This window comes from Methylobacterium mesophilicum (assembly GCF_036441335.1).
Taxonomy (GTDB): Bacteria; Pseudomonadota; Alphaproteobacteria; order Rhizobiales; family Beijerinckiaceae; genus Methylobacterium; species Methylobacterium mesophilicum_B.
Genome location: NZ_MLBW01000026.1, coordinates 103,976 through 118,785, shown reverse-complemented (window position 1 = coordinate 118,785; position 14,810 = coordinate 103,976). Strand labels below are relative to the sequence as shown.

Below are 14,810 nucleotides of genomic sequence, written 5' to 3'. Positions count from 1 at the left end.
CGCCTCGCCGATCAGCAGCCGCGGCGGGATGCGGCACCCGGGCTGGCCCGGTGGGGGGCCGAACAGCGATTACGACCAGGTCGCGGGGTTCTCGCGAAATCAGGTGATCCAGGTCCGCAGGTCGGCCTCGGGCCAGCGCAGGCCGCCGGGCAGGTCGATCATCTCGTCCGGCGGGACCGGCGCGGGCGGCACGGCCGAGAGGCCTTGGGCGGACCGGCTGCGGCGTTGGGCGGCGACGGATTCCGCTACCGCGTCGGCGAGCAGCCCCCAGGTCCGGATCGGCACCCGCCGACTCGCCGCGATGTCCAGGATCGCCGGGACGATCTCCCGTTCGAGGTCGAGCCCGTCCGCCTCCAGCCGCGCCATCGGACCGACGACGGGGTCGAGGCACCAGCCGGGGGGCAGGGCGGTCCGGCAGCGTGCCTCGACCCGGTCGAAGCTCGCCCGGCTGTTCCAGGCCGGCGCGGTCGCCTCGCGGGGTACAGGATCACAGGCGGCCGCCGGTATATCTTTCTTCTTCCCTTCTTCTTCCCCTTCCCTTAGTGGACGTAACGGTCCGCGCGTGGCGACCGTGACTGTTTCGTCACGTCTATCGTCGCGTGAGTCGTTACGTTGATCGTAACGGTCATCGTCACGTTCGGCCGCTTCGTTGAAAAGACTGGGCTTTTCGCCGCCGGGCGGGGTCGTCTCGGGATCATCCTTGCGCTGACGGGCCCGCGTGGCCGCGGCGGTCCGCTCGCGCCGCGCGTCCTTCGCCTCCGCGGCGCGCAGCACGTCCTCGCACAGGACCCGGTGATAGTAGCGGCCGTCCGCGCACAGGACGAAGCCGCGCAGGGCCATCGTCCGCACCTTCTTCCAGCGCGGGCCCGCCCCGGAGAAGGCGGCGAGCAGCCGGTCGTCGTCGGGCAGCGAGCCCGCCGGGCGCTGGCGCCAGGCGTGGCACCACAGGGCGACCGCCCCCTTGAACTCGTCGCCGGTCGAGAGCGCCCACAGCTCCGAATGGAACAGCCGGTCCGTGTGCAGAAGGAAGCCGTGGATCCCGTCCACGTCGATGTCGGCCGGCACCAGCGGATCGGGCAAGGGCGTGGACGCGGCGGAATGCTGGCTCATAGCGGGCCTCGTGCGGTCTGGGCGATGGCGGAGGCGGCCACGTCGCACCACAGGTCGAGGGTGGGGCATGGGCCGGAGCGGTTCTTGGCGAGGATGAGCTCGAGGGCGTTCTGCCGCTCGATCAGGCGCGCGCCGATCTCGGGATCGCCGCCGGAGGCCTTGAGCTTGCGCTCCAGATAGTAGGCCTCGCGGTACAGCATCAGCACCGCGTCGGCGTCCTGCTCGATCTCGCCGGAATCGCGCAGGTCCGCGAGGTTCGGGCGGCGGTCGGTCCGGTCCTTGGCCTCGACGGCGCGGTTGAGCTGCGTCAGCAGCACCACGCAGATGTCCTCGGCCTTGGCGAGCTGCTTCAGCCCGCCGGTGATCTCGCCGATCTCCAGCACCCGGTTGCCCTGGTACCGGTCCGAGACCTTGATGAACTTCAGATAGTCGATGAACACGACGCCGAGGGCGATGCCCTGCCGGGCGAGGCGCCGCTTCTCGACCTTCACGGCCGCGGCGATCTGCGCGAGGCTGACGCCGGGCTCGCAGGTCAGGGTGAGGTGCAGGCGCTCGAACCGCCGCATCGCCTCGTCGAGGCGCGCCAGCTCTTCCTCGTCGAGGTCGACGGCCGCCATGATCCGGCCGAAGGGCAGCGGCCGGTTGTGCCGATAGGACAGGTCGGCGAGGTAGCGGGCCATCTGCTGGTCCCGGGTCACCTCGCACTGGAAGGCGAGCACGCCGGCCGCGCGGGCGGCGAGGCGGCTCAGCGTCGTCATCGCCACCGTCTTGCCCATGCCGGGACGCCCGGCGAGGATCCAGAGCTGGCCGCGCTGGAATCCGCCGTTGGTGGCGCGGTCGAGGTCGGGCAGCCCGGTCGGGATCGCGGTCGAGCGGATGAGCCCCGAGCGCAGGCCATCGATCCGCTCGCGCATCCAGGCGGCGGACTGCGCCGCGCTCTGCGCCGCGGAGCCCAGGCCCGGCTCCGCGTCGATCAGGTCGAGCAGGCGAGACTCGGTGGCCGCGATCAGGTCGCGGGGCGCCTGCTCCACCGGCGCCTCGTAGGCGCCGTTCACCAGTTCCTCGCCGATGAGGATCAGGCGACGGCGCACGGCGAGGTCGTGGATCGTGCGGGCGTAGGCGCCGGCGTTGACCACCGTGGTGGCGTCGGAGGCCAGCCGCGCGAGGTACTGGATCACCGTCCGGCCGCCGAAATCGGCGTCTCCCAGATAGGTCTTCAGGGTGTCCCGAACGTGCATTACGTCAATAAAGTCGGGCAGTACGTCCTTTGAATTGTTGGGCCTCACTCATTAAGTCGCACCGGACGGGCATTATGCCATCTGCCAGCGCTACGGAGAGGGCCGGCACGCACCGCCGAACGGGAAATACGTCCATGTCGAGCGGTCGCGCGGCGGCTTCGTCGAGTGGACCATCAAGAAGGTCCGGTCCGACGGAGTCCAGGTCCTCCTGTACCCGGACAGCACGCATCCAGATCACCACCAGGTGCTTGATTTCGGCGCCGGCGAGGACCAAGTCCGCGTCCTCGGGATCGTTACGTGCTGGTATCGCCCGGCATAGATCCGGCGCCACGATCCGGAGAGGGCGAGCGCGGCGGCCTCTTCGATCCCCACTTCGTTGTCGGCTACCCCGCGACGCTCGTCGCCATTCGCTTAGCGGAGCAAGGGTTTCAGAGCGCGGCCGAATTCCATGGACCGGCAATCGTTCTGAGAGGTGGTCAGGCCGTTCCGGTCGATCGCAGGCCCATGCGCGGACCTCAACAAGGGATTGACGTACCGACCGGCCAAACAGCCTGACCGCTCGTACGTTTTGTCCGGTCTTACGCTTTACGCGTACAAAGCTGCATCGCCCGTTGCGATGGAGCTTCTCGTGTCCGAAGCCGCCCAATCTCACAGCAGCCTTGGTCAGGGCCGCCGTTTCGGGCAGAAACGCCTGCCTCCCATCTATATCCGAGGACCGCTCGATCGTCGTTCTGGATCGCGCCTGCGCGATCCGCAGCGCCCACGGGCTCGAGGCAGAAGGCTTCCACTGCATCGAGCCCGCGCGCAACTGGATCGAATAGCGCGAGGCCGAGGAGGCCGACGAGCTGGCAGCCATCGCGGAATGTGAAGCCGACCAGATCCGCGAGGCCGCCTGACATGGCCGGCCATACCTTCGATCACCTGACCCTTGAGGAACGGCGTGCTCGACTGGACGCGCAGGCGGCCGTCATCGCCAACCAGCAGGCGGCCCGCCGCTTCGCCCTCCAGATCGCGCCGGCCGATCGGGCGGCCGCTGAATGCCTGCCGCGCGAGGAGCGCCTCCGCTCCACCGCGGGCCTGCGCGGGAGCCCCATCGTGTCCCTGTCCGCTCGGCGGGGCCGAGCTGCCGCGCGTCCTGCGCGACGCCCGGAACACGCATTTCGGCGCCCCCTACGCGCGCCTGGAGACGATCGCGCGGGCCACGCAGCCGATCATCGCCCGGCACGGCTTGGCGCTCTCGTTCGATACCCAGCCGTCGCCGATCGCCGGGCATCTGCGGATCCGATGCATTTGTGCGCATGCCGCCGGGCACGAGCGGGACTATCATCTCGATCTGCCGCCGGACACGGCCGGCAGCCAGGGCCGGGCCAACAAGGCGCCGATCCAGGGCATCGGCGCGACCATCACTTACGGGCGCCGCTACCTCGTCCTGCAGGTCTTCAACATCGCCCTGACCAACGATCCGGGCGCCACCGACGGGGCGCCGGCGGCGGACGCGTCCGCGGACGTGATCTCGGACGCGCAGGCCGAGACGCTACGCAATCTCCTCACCGAGCACGGGATCGCCCCGGCGAAGTTTCTGCGCGTCTTCGCCGTCGAGAGCGTGCCGGACTTGCCGGCCACGCTCTACGGCGAGGCTCTGGACGCCAACGAGCGCGTCGTTGCCCGGCGCGCCCGGCCGGAGGGCCGCTGACATGGCCGAGATGATCCAGGGCAGCCCCGCGTGGCTGGACGCCCGCTGCGGCAAGGTCACCGCCTCGCGCGTCGCCGACGTGCTGGCGCTACGCAAGGACGGCAAGCCGCGGGCCGAGCGTGAGTCCTACCTGATGGAACTCGTCGGCGAGCGGGTGACGGGCCTCGCGACGCAGCACTACCTCACCGCCGCGATGCTCGAGGGCTCGGAACGGGAGCCGCAGGCCTGCGACGCCTACGAGTTCCTGTACGGAGTCGACACCGTGAAGGTCGGGTTCGTGGATCACCCCACGATCGCCTTGGCCGGGGCCAGCCCGGATCGGCTCGTCGGCGCGGTCGGCCTCGTCGAGTTCAAGCGCCCGACCCTGCGCACGCATCTGGAGACGCTGTTATCCGGCGAGATCCCGGAGGACCACCGGCCGCAGATGCGCTGGCATATGGCCTGCACGGGCCGGGCATGGTGTGACTTTGCCTCGTGGCACCCGAGCGTACCGCCGGCCCTTCGGCTGTGGGTGAAGCGGCTGCACCGGGACGACGCGCAGATCGCCAGGGACGAAGCTGCCGTGAATGCTTTCCTTGACGAGGTCGAGGAGCGGATGACGGCTCTCGTGGCCATCGGAACGGCCGAGGCCGCTTGATGCTCCGCCGCCGCACAATCGACAGCCGCGCCGGCTCCTCGAGCACCACACCGAGATTGCCTGCCGAGCGCCAGATCGTAAGCGCTGATGCGCCCTTCGGTCTTCGGGATCTCCAGCACGAACCTGCGATGAAGAATCTCGGAGGGGAAAGTGCGCCATAGCGGTCGCCCGCCCGAGCGGACCAATTCCGTTCGCGCCCAAAGGGCTCTCTCGCCAAGAGGTGGCCCGCTACGTCGGGGTGTCAACGACGACCTTCGGAGATGGTGCGCGAACGGCTGATGCCGCGGCCCAAGCTCGTTGGCTCACGCGTGCTCTGGAACCGTACCCAGGTTCACCTCTTCTTCGAGGCGCTGCCGGAACGCGAGTCGGTTCAGCAGAGCGACGAGGATATCTTGGCGAGGCTCGGGTGACCCGCATCCGAGTGAAAGGGTTCCAGATCTTCGCGGACCGGCACGGCGTTATGCGATGCTACCACCGGAAGACTGGCGAAAAGATCGACCTGAAGAAGGCGCCGCTCGGATCCGCTGCGTTCTTCGCGGAGGTGGCGCGGATCGAGAAGAGCGCAGAGGCGGCTGCCGCACCTAAGGGCGGCACGCTCGGCAGCCTGATCGTCGCCTACCGCGCGCACGCGGCTTTCACCGACTTAGCTCCGCAGACGCGCGCAGACTACCAGAAGGTCCTTAACTACCTGAAAGACATCGACGGCACTGACCTTTCTCGGTTCACGCGCCCATTCGTAGTGAAGATCAGAGACCGCGCAGCCGAGCGGAAGGGCCGCCGCTTCGGCAACCACGAAGGCGGTGCTGTCGCGGCTCTTCGCCTGGGGGTCGGAGCGCGGCCATCTGCCGGCGAACACTGCCGCCGGCATAAAGGATCTGCGCAAGACGAAGGGCGAACCCGACGCCAATAGGCCGTGGTCGGACGCCGAGCGCGAAGCTGTGCTTGCCGCTGCGCCGCCACACATCCTCACTCCGGTCGCCTTGATGATGTTTACCGGCCTCGGACCGAAAGAGGCGCTCGGCCTGCCGCGGGAGGCCTTCCGCGATGGCGAGTTGTCGACGAACCGCGCCAAGACGGGCGAGCCTCTGTTCTGGCTCGCACCGCTACCGCACACGATGATCCTGGCTGCCGCGCCGGAGCACACAGCACCGGCTCTGTGCGCGAACTCCGAGGGCAAGCCCTGGACGCTCAGCGGATCCCGCGCGTGATGGCGGCCGATCCGGCTGAAACTGGAGAAGGCCGGGAAAGTTCAGCCGGGTCTCACCCTGTACGGGCTGCGGCACACCCTGGCCGTCGTGCTGCGCCAGATCGGGCACGATGAACGTGCGATCGCCGACGCCCTCGGCCAGCGCACGATCGAGATGGCGCGCCACTATGCGAAGAGGGCCGATCTGGCTCCGAAGATGCGGGCGCTGATGGCTTCCTTGGATGCCGAATTCGCGCGTCGCAGCGCGAACGGGCGTCAAACCTTGGCGCCAAAAACGTCAAACCCGCCGGAGGGCGGGTTCGGTCTATCGAGCGAAAACAAGAAGTTAGATGGTAGCGAGGGAGGGATTTGAACCCCCGACACAAGGATTATGATTCCTCTGCTCTAACCAGCTGAGCTACCCCGCCACGAGCCGCGAGCGTCCGCGAGGACGTCGCGTGCAGTGGCGGCGGTATAGGGAGAGCGAGCACGCGATGTCAACGGTTTCCGGTGCGCAAATCGCGCGCCCGCAGGCATGACGGTCCACGTGACCGGGAGGGCGACAGGGACAGGCCCTGCTGTCACCGAAAAGCACCTCGCGCCGCCGCGGCGGCCATGTCCGATTCCTGCGGGCCCGCTAGGTTCCCGCAGGGGCCACCCGAAGGCCCGTCTGATCGCGGAGCGTTCGATGACAGCGCGCATGAGCCATCGCTGGACCACCAGCCTCGCCGCCCTTCTCGTCCTCGGTGTGCCGCTCGCCGCAAGCTCGGCCGCCGCGGCGGGTCAGGACGTCACCTACCAAGCGGCGCTCACCGGCACCGGCGAGGTCCCGGCGACAGCGTCTCTCGGCAAAGGCGAGATCACCGCGACCTTCGATCCCGCCACCAAGCGCCTGAGCTGGTCGGGCCAGTACAGCGGCCTCACCGGCCCGGTCACGGCCGCCCATTTCCACGGGCCGGCAAAGGCGGGCGAGAATGCCGGCGTGCTCGTTCCCGTGACGGCGGCGAGCAGCCCCTTCACCGGCGAGGCGACCCTCGACGACGCCAAGGCCGCGGATCTCGCGGCGGGGAAAATATACTTCAACCTCCACACCGCCGCGAATCCGAAGGGCGAGATCCGCGGCCAGCTGGAGCGCGCCCCCTGATCCGCAACGGCGCGAGCCTCGACGTGCCCGGCCGCGCCCGGTAGGCGGATCCCGTCCACCTGCCGGAGCCTTCGATGAAGCAGATCGACGCCATCATCGCCTGGACGCCCGTTCGCTGGGCGGACCTGAGGCCGCAAACAGCCGGGCAGGTCGTCGTCCTGCCCGCGCCCGACACGGCCGGAGAGGCCAAGCGCTACATGATGCGCGCCGGCGCCAGCTCGTCGGCACTGGCCACCCTGCCGGACGAGGCGCGCATCGCGCGCCTGTTCATCGATTTCCAGACCTTGGTCGTCCGCGACGGGATCGACCCGCAGGTCGCCCACCGCGCGTTCCTGGCGATCGACGAGTACCGGTTCCGCATCGCTCCCGACACCGAGGGCGCGGAATTCGAGGACCCGCCGGAGGAAGACTAGCCTCGCCCCGTCGGAGCGGCCCGCGTCGCTCACGGAAGGGTGAGAATTAAGAATGCACACGGCCCGGGAGCGCCCTATCTCCCGGCGGGTCATCCACCCGTCGGAGGCCGGCCATGCCCGTATCCCGTCGCGCCGTCATCGCCGCGGCCGCACTCGCCCCGCTCGCCGGCCGCCTCGCCGCCGCGGCGGAACCGCTGATCCGCCGCCCGATCCCGTCGACCGGCGAGATGCTCCCAGCCATCGGGATCGGCACGTCCCGGCGCTACGAGGTCGAACCGACGCCCGAGGCGGTGGCGCCCCTGAAGGCGGCGGTCAAAACCTTCGTCGATCTCGGCGGATCGGTGATCGACACGGCCCCGAGCTACGGCACCGCCGAGGACGTCCTCGGCCTGATCCTGGCGGAGCCCGGCCTGCGCCAGAAGATCTTCCTCGCGAGCAAGGTCGACACGACCGGCCGCGACGCGACGCTCGCGGAGTTCGAAAGATCGCTGAAACGCATGAAGGTCGACACCGTCGACCTGGTGGCGGTCCACAACCTGATCGACGTGAGCAACAATCTGGCGGTTCTGCGCGATCTGAAGGCGCAGAAGCGCATCCGCTACGTCGGCGTCACGGTCTGGCGCGACAATCAGCTCGATGCCTTGGAAGCCGTCATGAAGCGCGAGAGCCTCGACTTCATCCAGGTGAACTACGCCATCGACAACCGCGCCGCCGCCGAGCGCGTGCTCCCGCTGGCCGCGGATCGCGGCGTGGCGGTGATGACCAACGTGCCGTTCGGCCGCGACCGCCTGTTCAAGGCGGTCCAGGGCAAGGAGCTGCCGGCATTCGCCAAGGATCTCGGCTGCGCGAGCTGGCCGCAGGTCTTCCTGAAATACGTTCTCGGCAACCCGGCCGTGACCTGCCCGATCCCCGGCATGGCGAAGGCCGCCTATGTCGAGGACAACCTCGGGGCCGCGCGGGGCAAGCTGCCCGACGCGGCGCAGCGCAAGCAGATGGAGACGTTCATCGATGCGGTCTGATCTCACCTCGCGCCGCACGGCGCTCGCCCTGGCGGCCGGCCTCGTCGTGGCCGCCGCTGTCCCCGCGGCCGTGCTCGCCTCGGCCCAGGACGGCCCGAAGAAGATCCGGATCGGAGTGATCGGCGCCGGGAACATCGGCGGCACGATCGGGACGCTCTGGGTCAAGGACGGCCACGAGGTCATGTTCGCCTCCCGCCACCCGGAGCAGCTCGCCGCGATGGTCTCGGAGCTCGGGCCTAAGGCCAAGGCCGGCACGCCGGAGGAGGCGATCAAGTTCGGCGACGCCGTGTTCATCGCCGTCCCGTACAAGGCCTATCCGGACCTCGCGAAGGAGATCGGACCGTCCTTGAAGGGCAAGGTCGTCCTCGATGCCGGTAACGCCACGCAGAAACGCGACGGCGCGCTCTACGACGAGGTCCAGGCCGACGGGATCGGCGCGACCTCGGCCAAGTACTTCCCCGGCGCCAAGATCGTGCGTGCCTTCAACGCGGCCAACTACAAGGTCTTCGCCAAGGAGGGCGCGGACGGCGGCAAGGGTCGAGCGGGCGGGCGCATGGCGATCCCGATCGCCGGGGACGACCCGGAGGCGCTGACGGTCGCCGAGGGCCTCGTCCGCGACGCCGGGTTCGACCCGGTGGTGGTCGGCCCGCTCAAGGACGCCGACAAGTTCGCCATGGGCAGCCCGGGCTTCGGTCACGACGTCACCGCGCCGGAGATGCGCGAGAAACTCGGACTGGCGAAGTAGGCGCGTCGCCCGACCCCTCGCCGCGCCCTGCGCCGGCGAGGGGCCCGACCGAGCCGTCCCCGAGGGAGGCCCGTCCGGGGAAGAAGCCCATTCCGGTGAGATCGGCCCATGCCTGAAACCGCCCCCGCCCGCGGCACGCTCGCGCGCCTGATCGACGTTCAGCCCGGGGAGGGCCGGGCGCTGGCGTGGTCCTGGGCCTACATCTTCTCGATTCTCGCCGCCTACTACGTCCTGCGCCCGATCCGGGATCAGATGGGCGTCGCCGGCGGCATCGAGAACCTGCCCTGGCTGTTCACCGCCACCCTGGTGGGGATGCTCGCCCTCAACCTGCCCTTCGCCTACCTGGTGAAGCGCATGCCGCGCGCGCGGTTCGTGCCGATCACCTACCGGTTCTTCGCGGCCAACATCCTGGCCTTCGCGCTGACGCTCTACCTCGCGCCCGCCGAGTGGGGCGTTTGGATCGGCCGGGTCTTCTTCGTCTGGCTGTCGATCTTCAACCTGTTCGTGGTGTCGATCTTCTGGGCGACAATCGTCGACGTGTTCTCGAACGCCCAGGGCAAGAGGCTGTTCGGCTTCATCGCGGCCGGCGCCACGCTCGGCGCCATCGCGGGCTCGGCGACCACCGCGATCCTGGCCAAGAACGTCCCGACCTGGGGCCTGATGCTCTGCGCCGTGGTGCTCCTGGAAGTCGCGGTGTTCTGCATGCGCGGGCTCGCGGCGCTGTCGACCCAGCTGCACGAGGTGCCGGGTCGCGACGGAGGCGTCGAGGGCGGTCAGGACCGGACGATCGGGGGCAGCGTGCTCGCCGGCGTCACCCGGACCCTCGCGTCGCCCTACCTGCTCAACATATCACTGTTCCTGCTGCTGTTCTCCGTGACGTCGACCTTCCTGTACTTCGAGCAGGCGGGTATCGCGAAGCGCAGCTTCCCGGATCGCGGCGCGCAGACGGCGTTCTTCGCCAGCGTCGACCTGGCGGTGAACGTCCTGACGCTGGGGATCCAGCTGTTCCTGACCGGACGGATCGTGAACCGCATCGGCGTCGCCCTGACGCTGGCGATCCTCCCGGCCTTCAGCATTCTCGGCTTCGCGGCGCTCGCTCTCTGGCCGACGATCGGGGTGATCGTGGCGTTCCAGGTGCTGCGCCGGGCCGGCAACTTCGCTATCGCCCGTCCGGTGCGCGAGGTGCTGTTCACCGTGGTCCCGCGCGAAGACCGCTACAAGGCCAAGAGCTTCATCGACACGGTGGTCTACCGGCTCGGCGATCAGGTCGGCGCGTGGTCGTTCACGGGTATCCAGGGCATGGGGCTCGGCAGCGCCAGCGTGGCCGGCGCCGCGATCCCGCTGTCGATGGCGTGGCTCGTGAACAGCGTCTGGCTCGGGCGCGCGCAGGACCGGCGCCGTGCAGAACAGGCCGCTGAGACGGGCGTCGCTCCTCAGCCGACGGCCCCGGTCGTTCGCGCGGCGGCCTCGCTCGACGGGTGACCGCCGCCGGCCCGCCTATCGGTGCCGCATGAAGTCCCAGACCAGGTACGCCGGGAACGGCAGCATGATCGCGAAAAAGATCCAGTCGAACATCTGAGGCATGAAGCCGTCTCCCGCTCGGCCCCCCGAGGTTCTACCGGCACGACCGGGTGAAGTTCCGCGCGGCCTCGGCGCCCGTTAAGGGGCGGTTTACCCTGACGGGCGAGGTATCGCGCTCGTTCCGGGCTGGAGACAGACATGGCGGGACCCGCATGGTCGACGCCGCGGCGCCATTGGCGCGCAGCCGGGCCCGCGATGGCCGTGCTCGGGCTCCTCGCGCTCTATCCGGCACCCGTCGCCGCGCAGGAGCCCCTCTACATCCGCATCCGCCCGCTTCCGGACGCCGAGGCCGCGCGCGCGGCGCGGGAGATGCTCTGGGCTCGCCGGCAGGCCCATGCGCGCGCGGTGATCGAATCGGTCTGCACCGGGTGCCTCGGCGCCTGGAAGCCCGAACCGGCCACACCACCGACGCCCGCGCCGGCGCAGGACAGGATTGCGAACCTCACCGTCCCGATAGGGGTTGAACTCGACCCCGGCTCCGGGGCATCCGAGCCTCATCCCGATCCATCGATTTCCGAGAGGCATCCATGACGCAAGCGCATCCGACCAGCGGCGCCGAGCCCGAAGTCGATTGCCCGGTGACCCTCGAGGTTCTGGGCTCCGTGTACCGGGCCGACGATTTCGATCTGCCGCTGATCCTGGAGCAGATCCCGCCGCTGAAGCGCGCCCAGCTCGCCGCCTACCTCTACGGCAAGAGCCACATGCACAAGCTCGGGCTGAAGGTCGCCCGCTCGTGCGAGCGCGACGACCTGATCCGCGTGGCGGGCGAGATCGGCTCGGTGATCCACGGCCAGGCGCATCTGAAGCCGTCGCGCCCGGCTCCCGAGGTTGCCCCGCAGCTGCGCGCCAAGACACCGCCCGGCCAGAAGAAGGTGAGCCTCGCCGGCGCCGCCGCCAAGCCCGCGATCAGCCTCGGCGGCTCGGCCAAGGTCCGCAACTTCGACTGAGGTCCGTCGCGCCGGTCCGGCCTGGATCGCCGGCCGGGATCGCCGCGCGGCTCGCCGCGTCGGCGGATCCGGGTCCCGGACCGGGCGGGATGGCCCCGGGGCGAGGGAAGCGGCTTTGACCGGCGGATGAATCTGGCGATTTCGTGGGTGTCGGCACGTCGGCGGGCCGGACAATCCGGACTTGTGCGTTGCACGCGCCGCGGCCTTCGGATAATCGCCCGCGATGAACACCGACCACGACAAGATCCTGATCGTCGATTTCGGCTCTCAGGTGACGCAGCTCATCGCCCGCCGGGTCCGCGAGGAGGGCGTCTACTGCGAGATCGTGCCCTTCACGAAGGCCGAGGCCGCGTTCCGCGAGCAGAGGCCGAAGGGCGTGATCCTCTCCGGCGGCCCCGAATCGGTGACTGTCGAGGCCTCGCCCCGCGCGCCCCAGCTCGTGTTCGATTCGGGCGTCCCGGTCTTCGGCATCTGCTACGGCCAGCAGACCATGGCGGCCCAGCTCGGCGGCGCCGTCGAGGGCGGCCACCACGCTGAGTTCGGCCGCGCCGAGGTCGAGATCCTGGCCGACTGCCCGCTGTTCAAGGGCGTCTGGCACAAGGGCGAGAAGTACCCGGTCTGGATGAGCCACGGTGACCGCGTCACCAAACTGCCGGACGGCTTCACCACCGTGGCGATCTCCCGGAACGCGCCGTTCGCGGCGGTGGCCGACGAGGCCCGCAACTACTACGCGGTGCAGTTCCACCCGGAGGTGGCGCACACGCCCCACGGCGCCCTGCTGATCCGCAATTTCGTGCGCGACGTCGCGGGCTGCTCGGGCGACTGGACCATGGGCGCCTACCGCGAGGAGGCGATCGCCAAGATCCGCGCGCAGGTCGGCTCCGAGAAGGTGATCTGCGGCCTCTCGGGCGGCGTCGATTCGGCGGTGGCGGCGGTGCTGATCCACGAGGCGATCGGCGATCAGCTGACCTGCGTGTTCGTCGACCACGGGCTCCTGCGTCTCGGTGAGGCCGAGCAGGTCGTGGCGCTGTTTCGCGACCATTACAACATCCCGCTGGTCCACGTGGAGGCGTCGGGGATGTTCCTCGCGGCGCTGGAGGGCGTCAGCGACCCGGAGGTCAAGCGCAAGACCATCGGTCGCCTGTTCATCGACGTGTTCGAGGCCGAGTCGAAGAAGATCGGCGGGGCGAAGTTCCTCGCGCAGGGGACGCTCTACCCCGACGTCATCGAGAGCGTGTCGTTCACGGGCGGACCGTCCGTGACGATCAAGAGCCACCACAATGTCGGCGGCCTGCCCGAGCGCATGAACATGAAGCTCGTCGAGCCGCTCCGCGAGCTGTTCAAGGACGAGGTCCGGGTGCTCGGCAAGGAACTCGGCCTGCCCGAGGGCTTCGTCGGCCGCCACCCGTTCCCGGGCCCGGGCCTGGCGATCCGCTGCCCCGGCACCATCACCGGCGAGAAGCTGGAGGCCCTGCGAAAGGCCGACGCGATCTACCTCGACGAGATCCGGCAGGCCGGCCTCTACGACACGATCTGGCAGGCCTTCGCGGTGATCCTCCCCGTGAAGACCGTCGGCGTGATGGGCGACGGCCGCACCTACGACCACGTCTGCGCGCTGCGCGCCGTCACCTCGGTCGACGGCATGACCGCCGACTTCTACCCATTCGACATGGCCTTCCTGGGCCGGGTCGCGACCCGGATCATCAACGAGGTGAAGGGCATCAACCGGGTGACCTACGACATCACCTCGAAGCCCCCCGGCACGATCGAGTGGGAGTGAGCCGGCCTCCGGTCCGATCCCGCGCCGTCACGGGTTGCAGAGCGCTGGCTCGACCGCCCTCATCGCCGGGCGGAACGCCGCGAGATGCAGCCCGTCGCGCAGGGCCCCGTGCTTGGCGTAGCCGGTGTCGCCGTCGCGCAGGGCCGCGAACGGGTCCGTGAAGACGCAGCCGAGCCGCCCGCAGAGGTCCTGCAACCGGCGCGAGTAGTCCGCGACCGCACCCGCCTCGACCAGCTTGCCGATCTCGCGGCCGACCGGGGGGAGGGCGGTCACCACGACGCGCGGGCTCAAGGCCTGGAGCCGCTTGACGATCGTCTCGGCGGCGGCCTCGAACTGCTCCGTCGGCTTGTGCAGCTGCGGGTTGTTCTTCACCAGGATGTCGTTGGTCCCGATGGTCAGGATCGCGAGCCGGGGATGGACCGCGAATTTCAGGCGCGCGAGGTAGTCCGCGTAGCTGGCCGCGGTCGCGCCGCTGATCCCGCCATTCAGGAACGCGAGGCCGCAGGGCCGCTGGCTCCCGGGCTGCAGCTCCACCTGGGAATCGCCCGCCCAGAACACGTAGTCCGGCGGTGCCTCGTCGAGGCTCACCTGCACGGCGATGAGGCGCATCTCCGCGTAGGCCCGCGCGTCGGCCCCCGGCCGATGGAGGCGCCACCCCGCGAATCCGCCGATGGCGAGAAGGGCGAGCCCGCCGAGAACGAGGAGAACGGCGCGCTTCACGGCTCGGCCCCGGCCCGCTCGACGCGAGCGTCGGGCCGCGCGTCCGTCGTGGCGTAGTAGGGCTTGATGTCGAGGAGCGGCGTGCCGTCGAGGCAGTCGAGCCCGCGCACCCGGAGGGTGTCGCCGTCGCGGCCGAGCAATTCCACGACGGAAAGGGCAATCGGATTGGGGCGAGCGGGCGAGCGCAACGAGAAGGTGCCGCGGGGGCCGTCGGCGTGGCGCGGCCGCTGGATCACGAGGCCGCGGGTCGCCCGGTCCATCCAGTAGAGCAGGATCAGGTGCGTGCAGCCCGTGACGTTGCGCAGGCCGGGGGCGTAGGCCGGATCGACCTCCACGGTGCAGACCGCGTCGGTCTGCAGGCCGTTCTTCGGGCAGTCGGACCGCGTCTGCCAGGGCGTGCGCAGGCGGCCGATGAAGTGGAGGCCCGCGTCGTAGGTCGCGGGCAGGGCGGCCCGCTCTTCGCCGGGACGGGTCCCGAACCCGTCCGCGTCCGCTCCCGCGTCCATTCTCGCGTCCCTGCCGCCTCGCTCCGCGCCGGCCGGCTTGTCGGCCATGTGTCCGCGGCCCGCAACCCCGCATCTCGCCCCCGGGTGGCGC

The 14,810-nt window shown here is 69.7% G+C and carries 18 protein-coding genes and 1 tRNA gene; 14 read left to right on the top strand and 5 right to left on the bottom strand.

Translation table 11 applies throughout. From position 1 onward, the window contains the following. Positions 1-99 precede the first annotated feature (99 nt). Entirely contained in the window at positions 100-1,065 is a 966-nt protein-coding gene (locus tag MMR14E_RS16565; protein WP_331315741.1) for a DUF1376 domain-containing protein, read from the bottom strand. A 41-nt stretch (positions 1,066-1,106) separates the two neighbouring features. Continuing rightward, positions 1,107-2,348 carry a replicative DNA helicase gene (locus MMR14E_RS16560; protein ID WP_331315740.1) on the bottom strand — a complete coding sequence of 414 codons (1,242 nt, stop codon included), beginning with the start codon at positions 2,346-2,348 and terminating at the stop codon, positions 1,107-1,109. A gap of 940 nt (positions 2,349-3,288) precedes the next feature. On the opposite strand from MMR14E_RS16560, the gene MMR14E_RS16555 reads away from it, so the two are divergent. From MMR14E_RS16555 to MMR14E_RS16530, 6 genes are all read left to right on the top strand, one after another. Further along, on the top strand, positions 3,289-4,041 hold the full coding sequence (locus tag MMR14E_RS16555; protein WP_331315738.1) for an ERF family protein: 753 nt from the start codon (positions 3,289-3,291) through the stop codon (positions 4,039-4,041). A gap of 1 nt (position 4,042) precedes the next feature. Then, the gene (locus MMR14E_RS16550; protein ID WP_331315737.1) at positions 4,043-4,678 is read left to right on the top strand and encodes a lambda exonuclease family protein; all 636 of its coding nucleotides are present in this window, start codon (positions 4,043-4,045) and stop codon (positions 4,676-4,678) included. A gap of 260 nt (positions 4,679-4,938) precedes the next feature. Continuing rightward, entirely contained in the window at positions 4,939-5,088 is a 150-nt protein-coding gene (locus MMR14E_RS16545; protein WP_331315736.1) for a hypothetical protein, read from the top strand. Beyond that, a complete protein-coding gene (locus MMR14E_RS16540) occupies positions 5,085-5,588 on the top strand; it encodes a hypothetical protein (RefSeq protein WP_331315735.1) in 504 nt (167 codons plus the stop codon). Before MMR14E_RS16545 ends, MMR14E_RS16540 begins: the two co-directional genes overlap by 4 nt. A gap of 28 nt (positions 5,589-5,616) precedes the next feature. After that, on the top strand, positions 5,617-5,886 hold the full coding sequence (locus tag MMR14E_RS16535; RefSeq protein ID WP_331315734.1) for a hypothetical protein: 270 nt from the start codon (positions 5,617-5,619) through the stop codon (positions 5,884-5,886). Positions 5,887-5,973: 87 nt separating this feature from the next. Beyond that, the gene (locus MMR14E_RS16530) at positions 5,974-6,237 is read left to right on the top strand and encodes a hypothetical protein (protein ID WP_331315732.1); all 264 of its coding nucleotides are present in this window, start codon (positions 5,974-5,976) and stop codon (positions 6,235-6,237) included. Here the strand turns inward: MMR14E_RS16530 and MMR14E_RS16525 are convergent. Next, positions 6,216-6,292 (bottom strand) — tRNA-Met (locus tag MMR14E_RS16525). The genes MMR14E_RS16530 and MMR14E_RS16525 overlap by 22 nt on opposite strands. A gap of 260 nt (positions 6,293-6,552) precedes the next feature. On the opposite strand from MMR14E_RS16525, the gene MMR14E_RS16520 reads away from it, so the two are divergent. The 8 genes from MMR14E_RS16520 to guaA all read left to right on the top strand — a co-directional run bounded on the left by MMR14E_RS16520 (position 6,553) and on the right by guaA (position 13,493). Next, the gene (locus MMR14E_RS16520; RefSeq protein WP_331315731.1) at positions 6,553-7,008 is read left to right on the top strand and encodes a CHRD domain-containing protein; all 456 of its coding nucleotides are present in this window, start codon (positions 6,553-6,555) and stop codon (positions 7,006-7,008) included. A 74-nt stretch (positions 7,009-7,082) separates the two neighbouring features. Continuing rightward, positions 7,083-7,421 (top strand): hypothetical protein, encoded by a 339-nt coding sequence (locus MMR14E_RS16515; protein ID WP_331315729.1) that lies wholly within the window; start codon positions 7,083-7,085, stop codon positions 7,419-7,421. A 113-nt stretch (positions 7,422-7,534) separates the two neighbouring features. Continuing rightward, positions 7,535-8,440 carry an aldo/keto reductase gene (locus MMR14E_RS16510; RefSeq protein ID WP_331315727.1) on the top strand — a complete coding sequence of 302 codons (906 nt, stop codon included), beginning with the start codon at positions 7,535-7,537 and terminating at the stop codon, positions 8,438-8,440. Continuing rightward, entirely contained in the window at positions 8,430-9,185 is a 756-nt protein-coding gene (locus tag MMR14E_RS16505; RefSeq protein WP_331315726.1) for an NADPH-dependent F420 reductase, read from the top strand. Before MMR14E_RS16510 ends, MMR14E_RS16505 begins: the two co-directional genes overlap by 11 nt. Positions 9,186-9,293: 108 nt before the next feature. Then, positions 9,294-10,667 carry an NTP/NDP exchange transporter gene (locus MMR14E_RS16500; RefSeq protein ID WP_331315724.1) on the top strand — a complete coding sequence of 458 codons (1,374 nt, stop codon included), beginning with the start codon at positions 9,294-9,296 and terminating at the stop codon, positions 10,665-10,667. A 237-nt stretch (positions 10,668-10,904) separates the two neighbouring features. After that, positions 10,905-11,297: a hypothetical protein gene (locus MMR14E_RS16495; RefSeq protein ID WP_331315723.1), complete on the top strand. Its 393-nt coding sequence runs from the start codon at positions 10,905-10,907 to the stop codon at positions 11,295-11,297. Continuing rightward, positions 11,294-11,713: a hypothetical protein gene (locus MMR14E_RS16490; protein WP_331315721.1), complete on the top strand. Its 420-nt coding sequence runs from the start codon at positions 11,294-11,296 to the stop codon at positions 11,711-11,713. The genes MMR14E_RS16495 and MMR14E_RS16490 overlap by 4 nt, the downstream gene beginning before the upstream one ends. Positions 11,714-11,936: 223 nt before the next feature. Continuing rightward, on the top strand, positions 11,937-13,493 hold the full coding sequence (guaA, locus tag MMR14E_RS16485; protein WP_331315719.1) for a glutamine-hydrolyzing GMP synthase: 1,557 nt from the start codon (positions 11,937-11,939) through the stop codon (positions 13,491-13,493). A 27-nt stretch (positions 13,494-13,520) separates the two neighbouring features. On the opposite strand, the gene MMR14E_RS16480 is transcribed toward guaA, so the two are convergent. Together MMR14E_RS16480 and tsaA are read right to left on the bottom strand one after the other, a co-directional pair. Continuing rightward, a complete protein-coding gene (locus MMR14E_RS16480; protein ID WP_331315717.1) occupies positions 13,521-14,213 on the bottom strand; it encodes an SGNH/GDSL hydrolase family protein in 693 nt (230 codons plus the stop codon). Continuing rightward, on the bottom strand, positions 14,210-14,719 hold the full coding sequence (gene tsaA / locus MMR14E_RS16475) for a tRNA (N6-threonylcarbamoyladenosine(37)-N6)-methyltransferase TrmO (protein ID WP_331315715.1): 510 nt from the start codon (positions 14,717-14,719) through the stop codon (positions 14,210-14,212). The genes MMR14E_RS16480 and tsaA overlap by 4 nt, the downstream gene beginning before the upstream one ends. Positions 14,720-14,810: the final 91 nt, after the last annotated feature.

Coding starts and splice junctions, on each gene's coding strand:
- MMR14E_RS16560 (WP_331315740.1), bottom strand. CDS start 2,348: ATGCACGTTCGGGACACCCTGAAGACCTATCTGGGAGACGCCGATTTC.
- MMR14E_RS16550 (WP_331315737.1), top strand. CDS start 4,043: ATGGCCGAGATGATCCAGGGCAGCCCCGCGTGGCTGGACGCCCGCTGC.
- MMR14E_RS16545 (WP_331315736.1), top strand. CDS start 4,939: ATGGTGCGCGAACGGCTGATGCCGCGGCCCAAGCTCGTTGGCTCACGC.
- MMR14E_RS16520 (WP_331315731.1), top strand. CDS start 6,553: ATGACAGCGCGCATGAGCCATCGCTGGACCACCAGCCTCGCCGCCCTT.
- MMR14E_RS16515 (WP_331315729.1), top strand. CDS start 7,083: ATGAAGCAGATCGACGCCATCATCGCCTGGACGCCCGTTCGCTGGGCG.
- MMR14E_RS16510 (WP_331315727.1), top strand. CDS start 7,535: ATGCCCGTATCCCGTCGCGCCGTCATCGCCGCGGCCGCACTCGCCCCG.
- MMR14E_RS16505 (WP_331315726.1), top strand. CDS start 8,430: ATGCGGTCTGATCTCACCTCGCGCCGCACGGCGCTCGCCCTGGCGGCC.
- MMR14E_RS16500 (WP_331315724.1), top strand. CDS start 9,294: ATGCCTGAAACCGCCCCCGCCCGCGGCACGCTCGCGCGCCTGATCGAC.
- MMR14E_RS16495 (WP_331315723.1), top strand. CDS start 10,905: ATGGCGGGACCCGCATGGTCGACGCCGCGGCGCCATTGGCGCGCAGCC.
- MMR14E_RS16490 (WP_331315721.1), top strand. CDS start 11,294: ATGACGCAAGCGCATCCGACCAGCGGCGCCGAGCCCGAAGTCGATTGC.
- guaA (WP_331315719.1), top strand. CDS start 11,937: ATGAACACCGACCACGACAAGATCCTGATCGTCGATTTCGGCTCTCAG.
- tsaA (WP_331315715.1), bottom strand. CDS start 14,719: ATGGACGCGGGAGCGGACGCGGACGGGTTCGGGACCCGTCCCGGCGAA.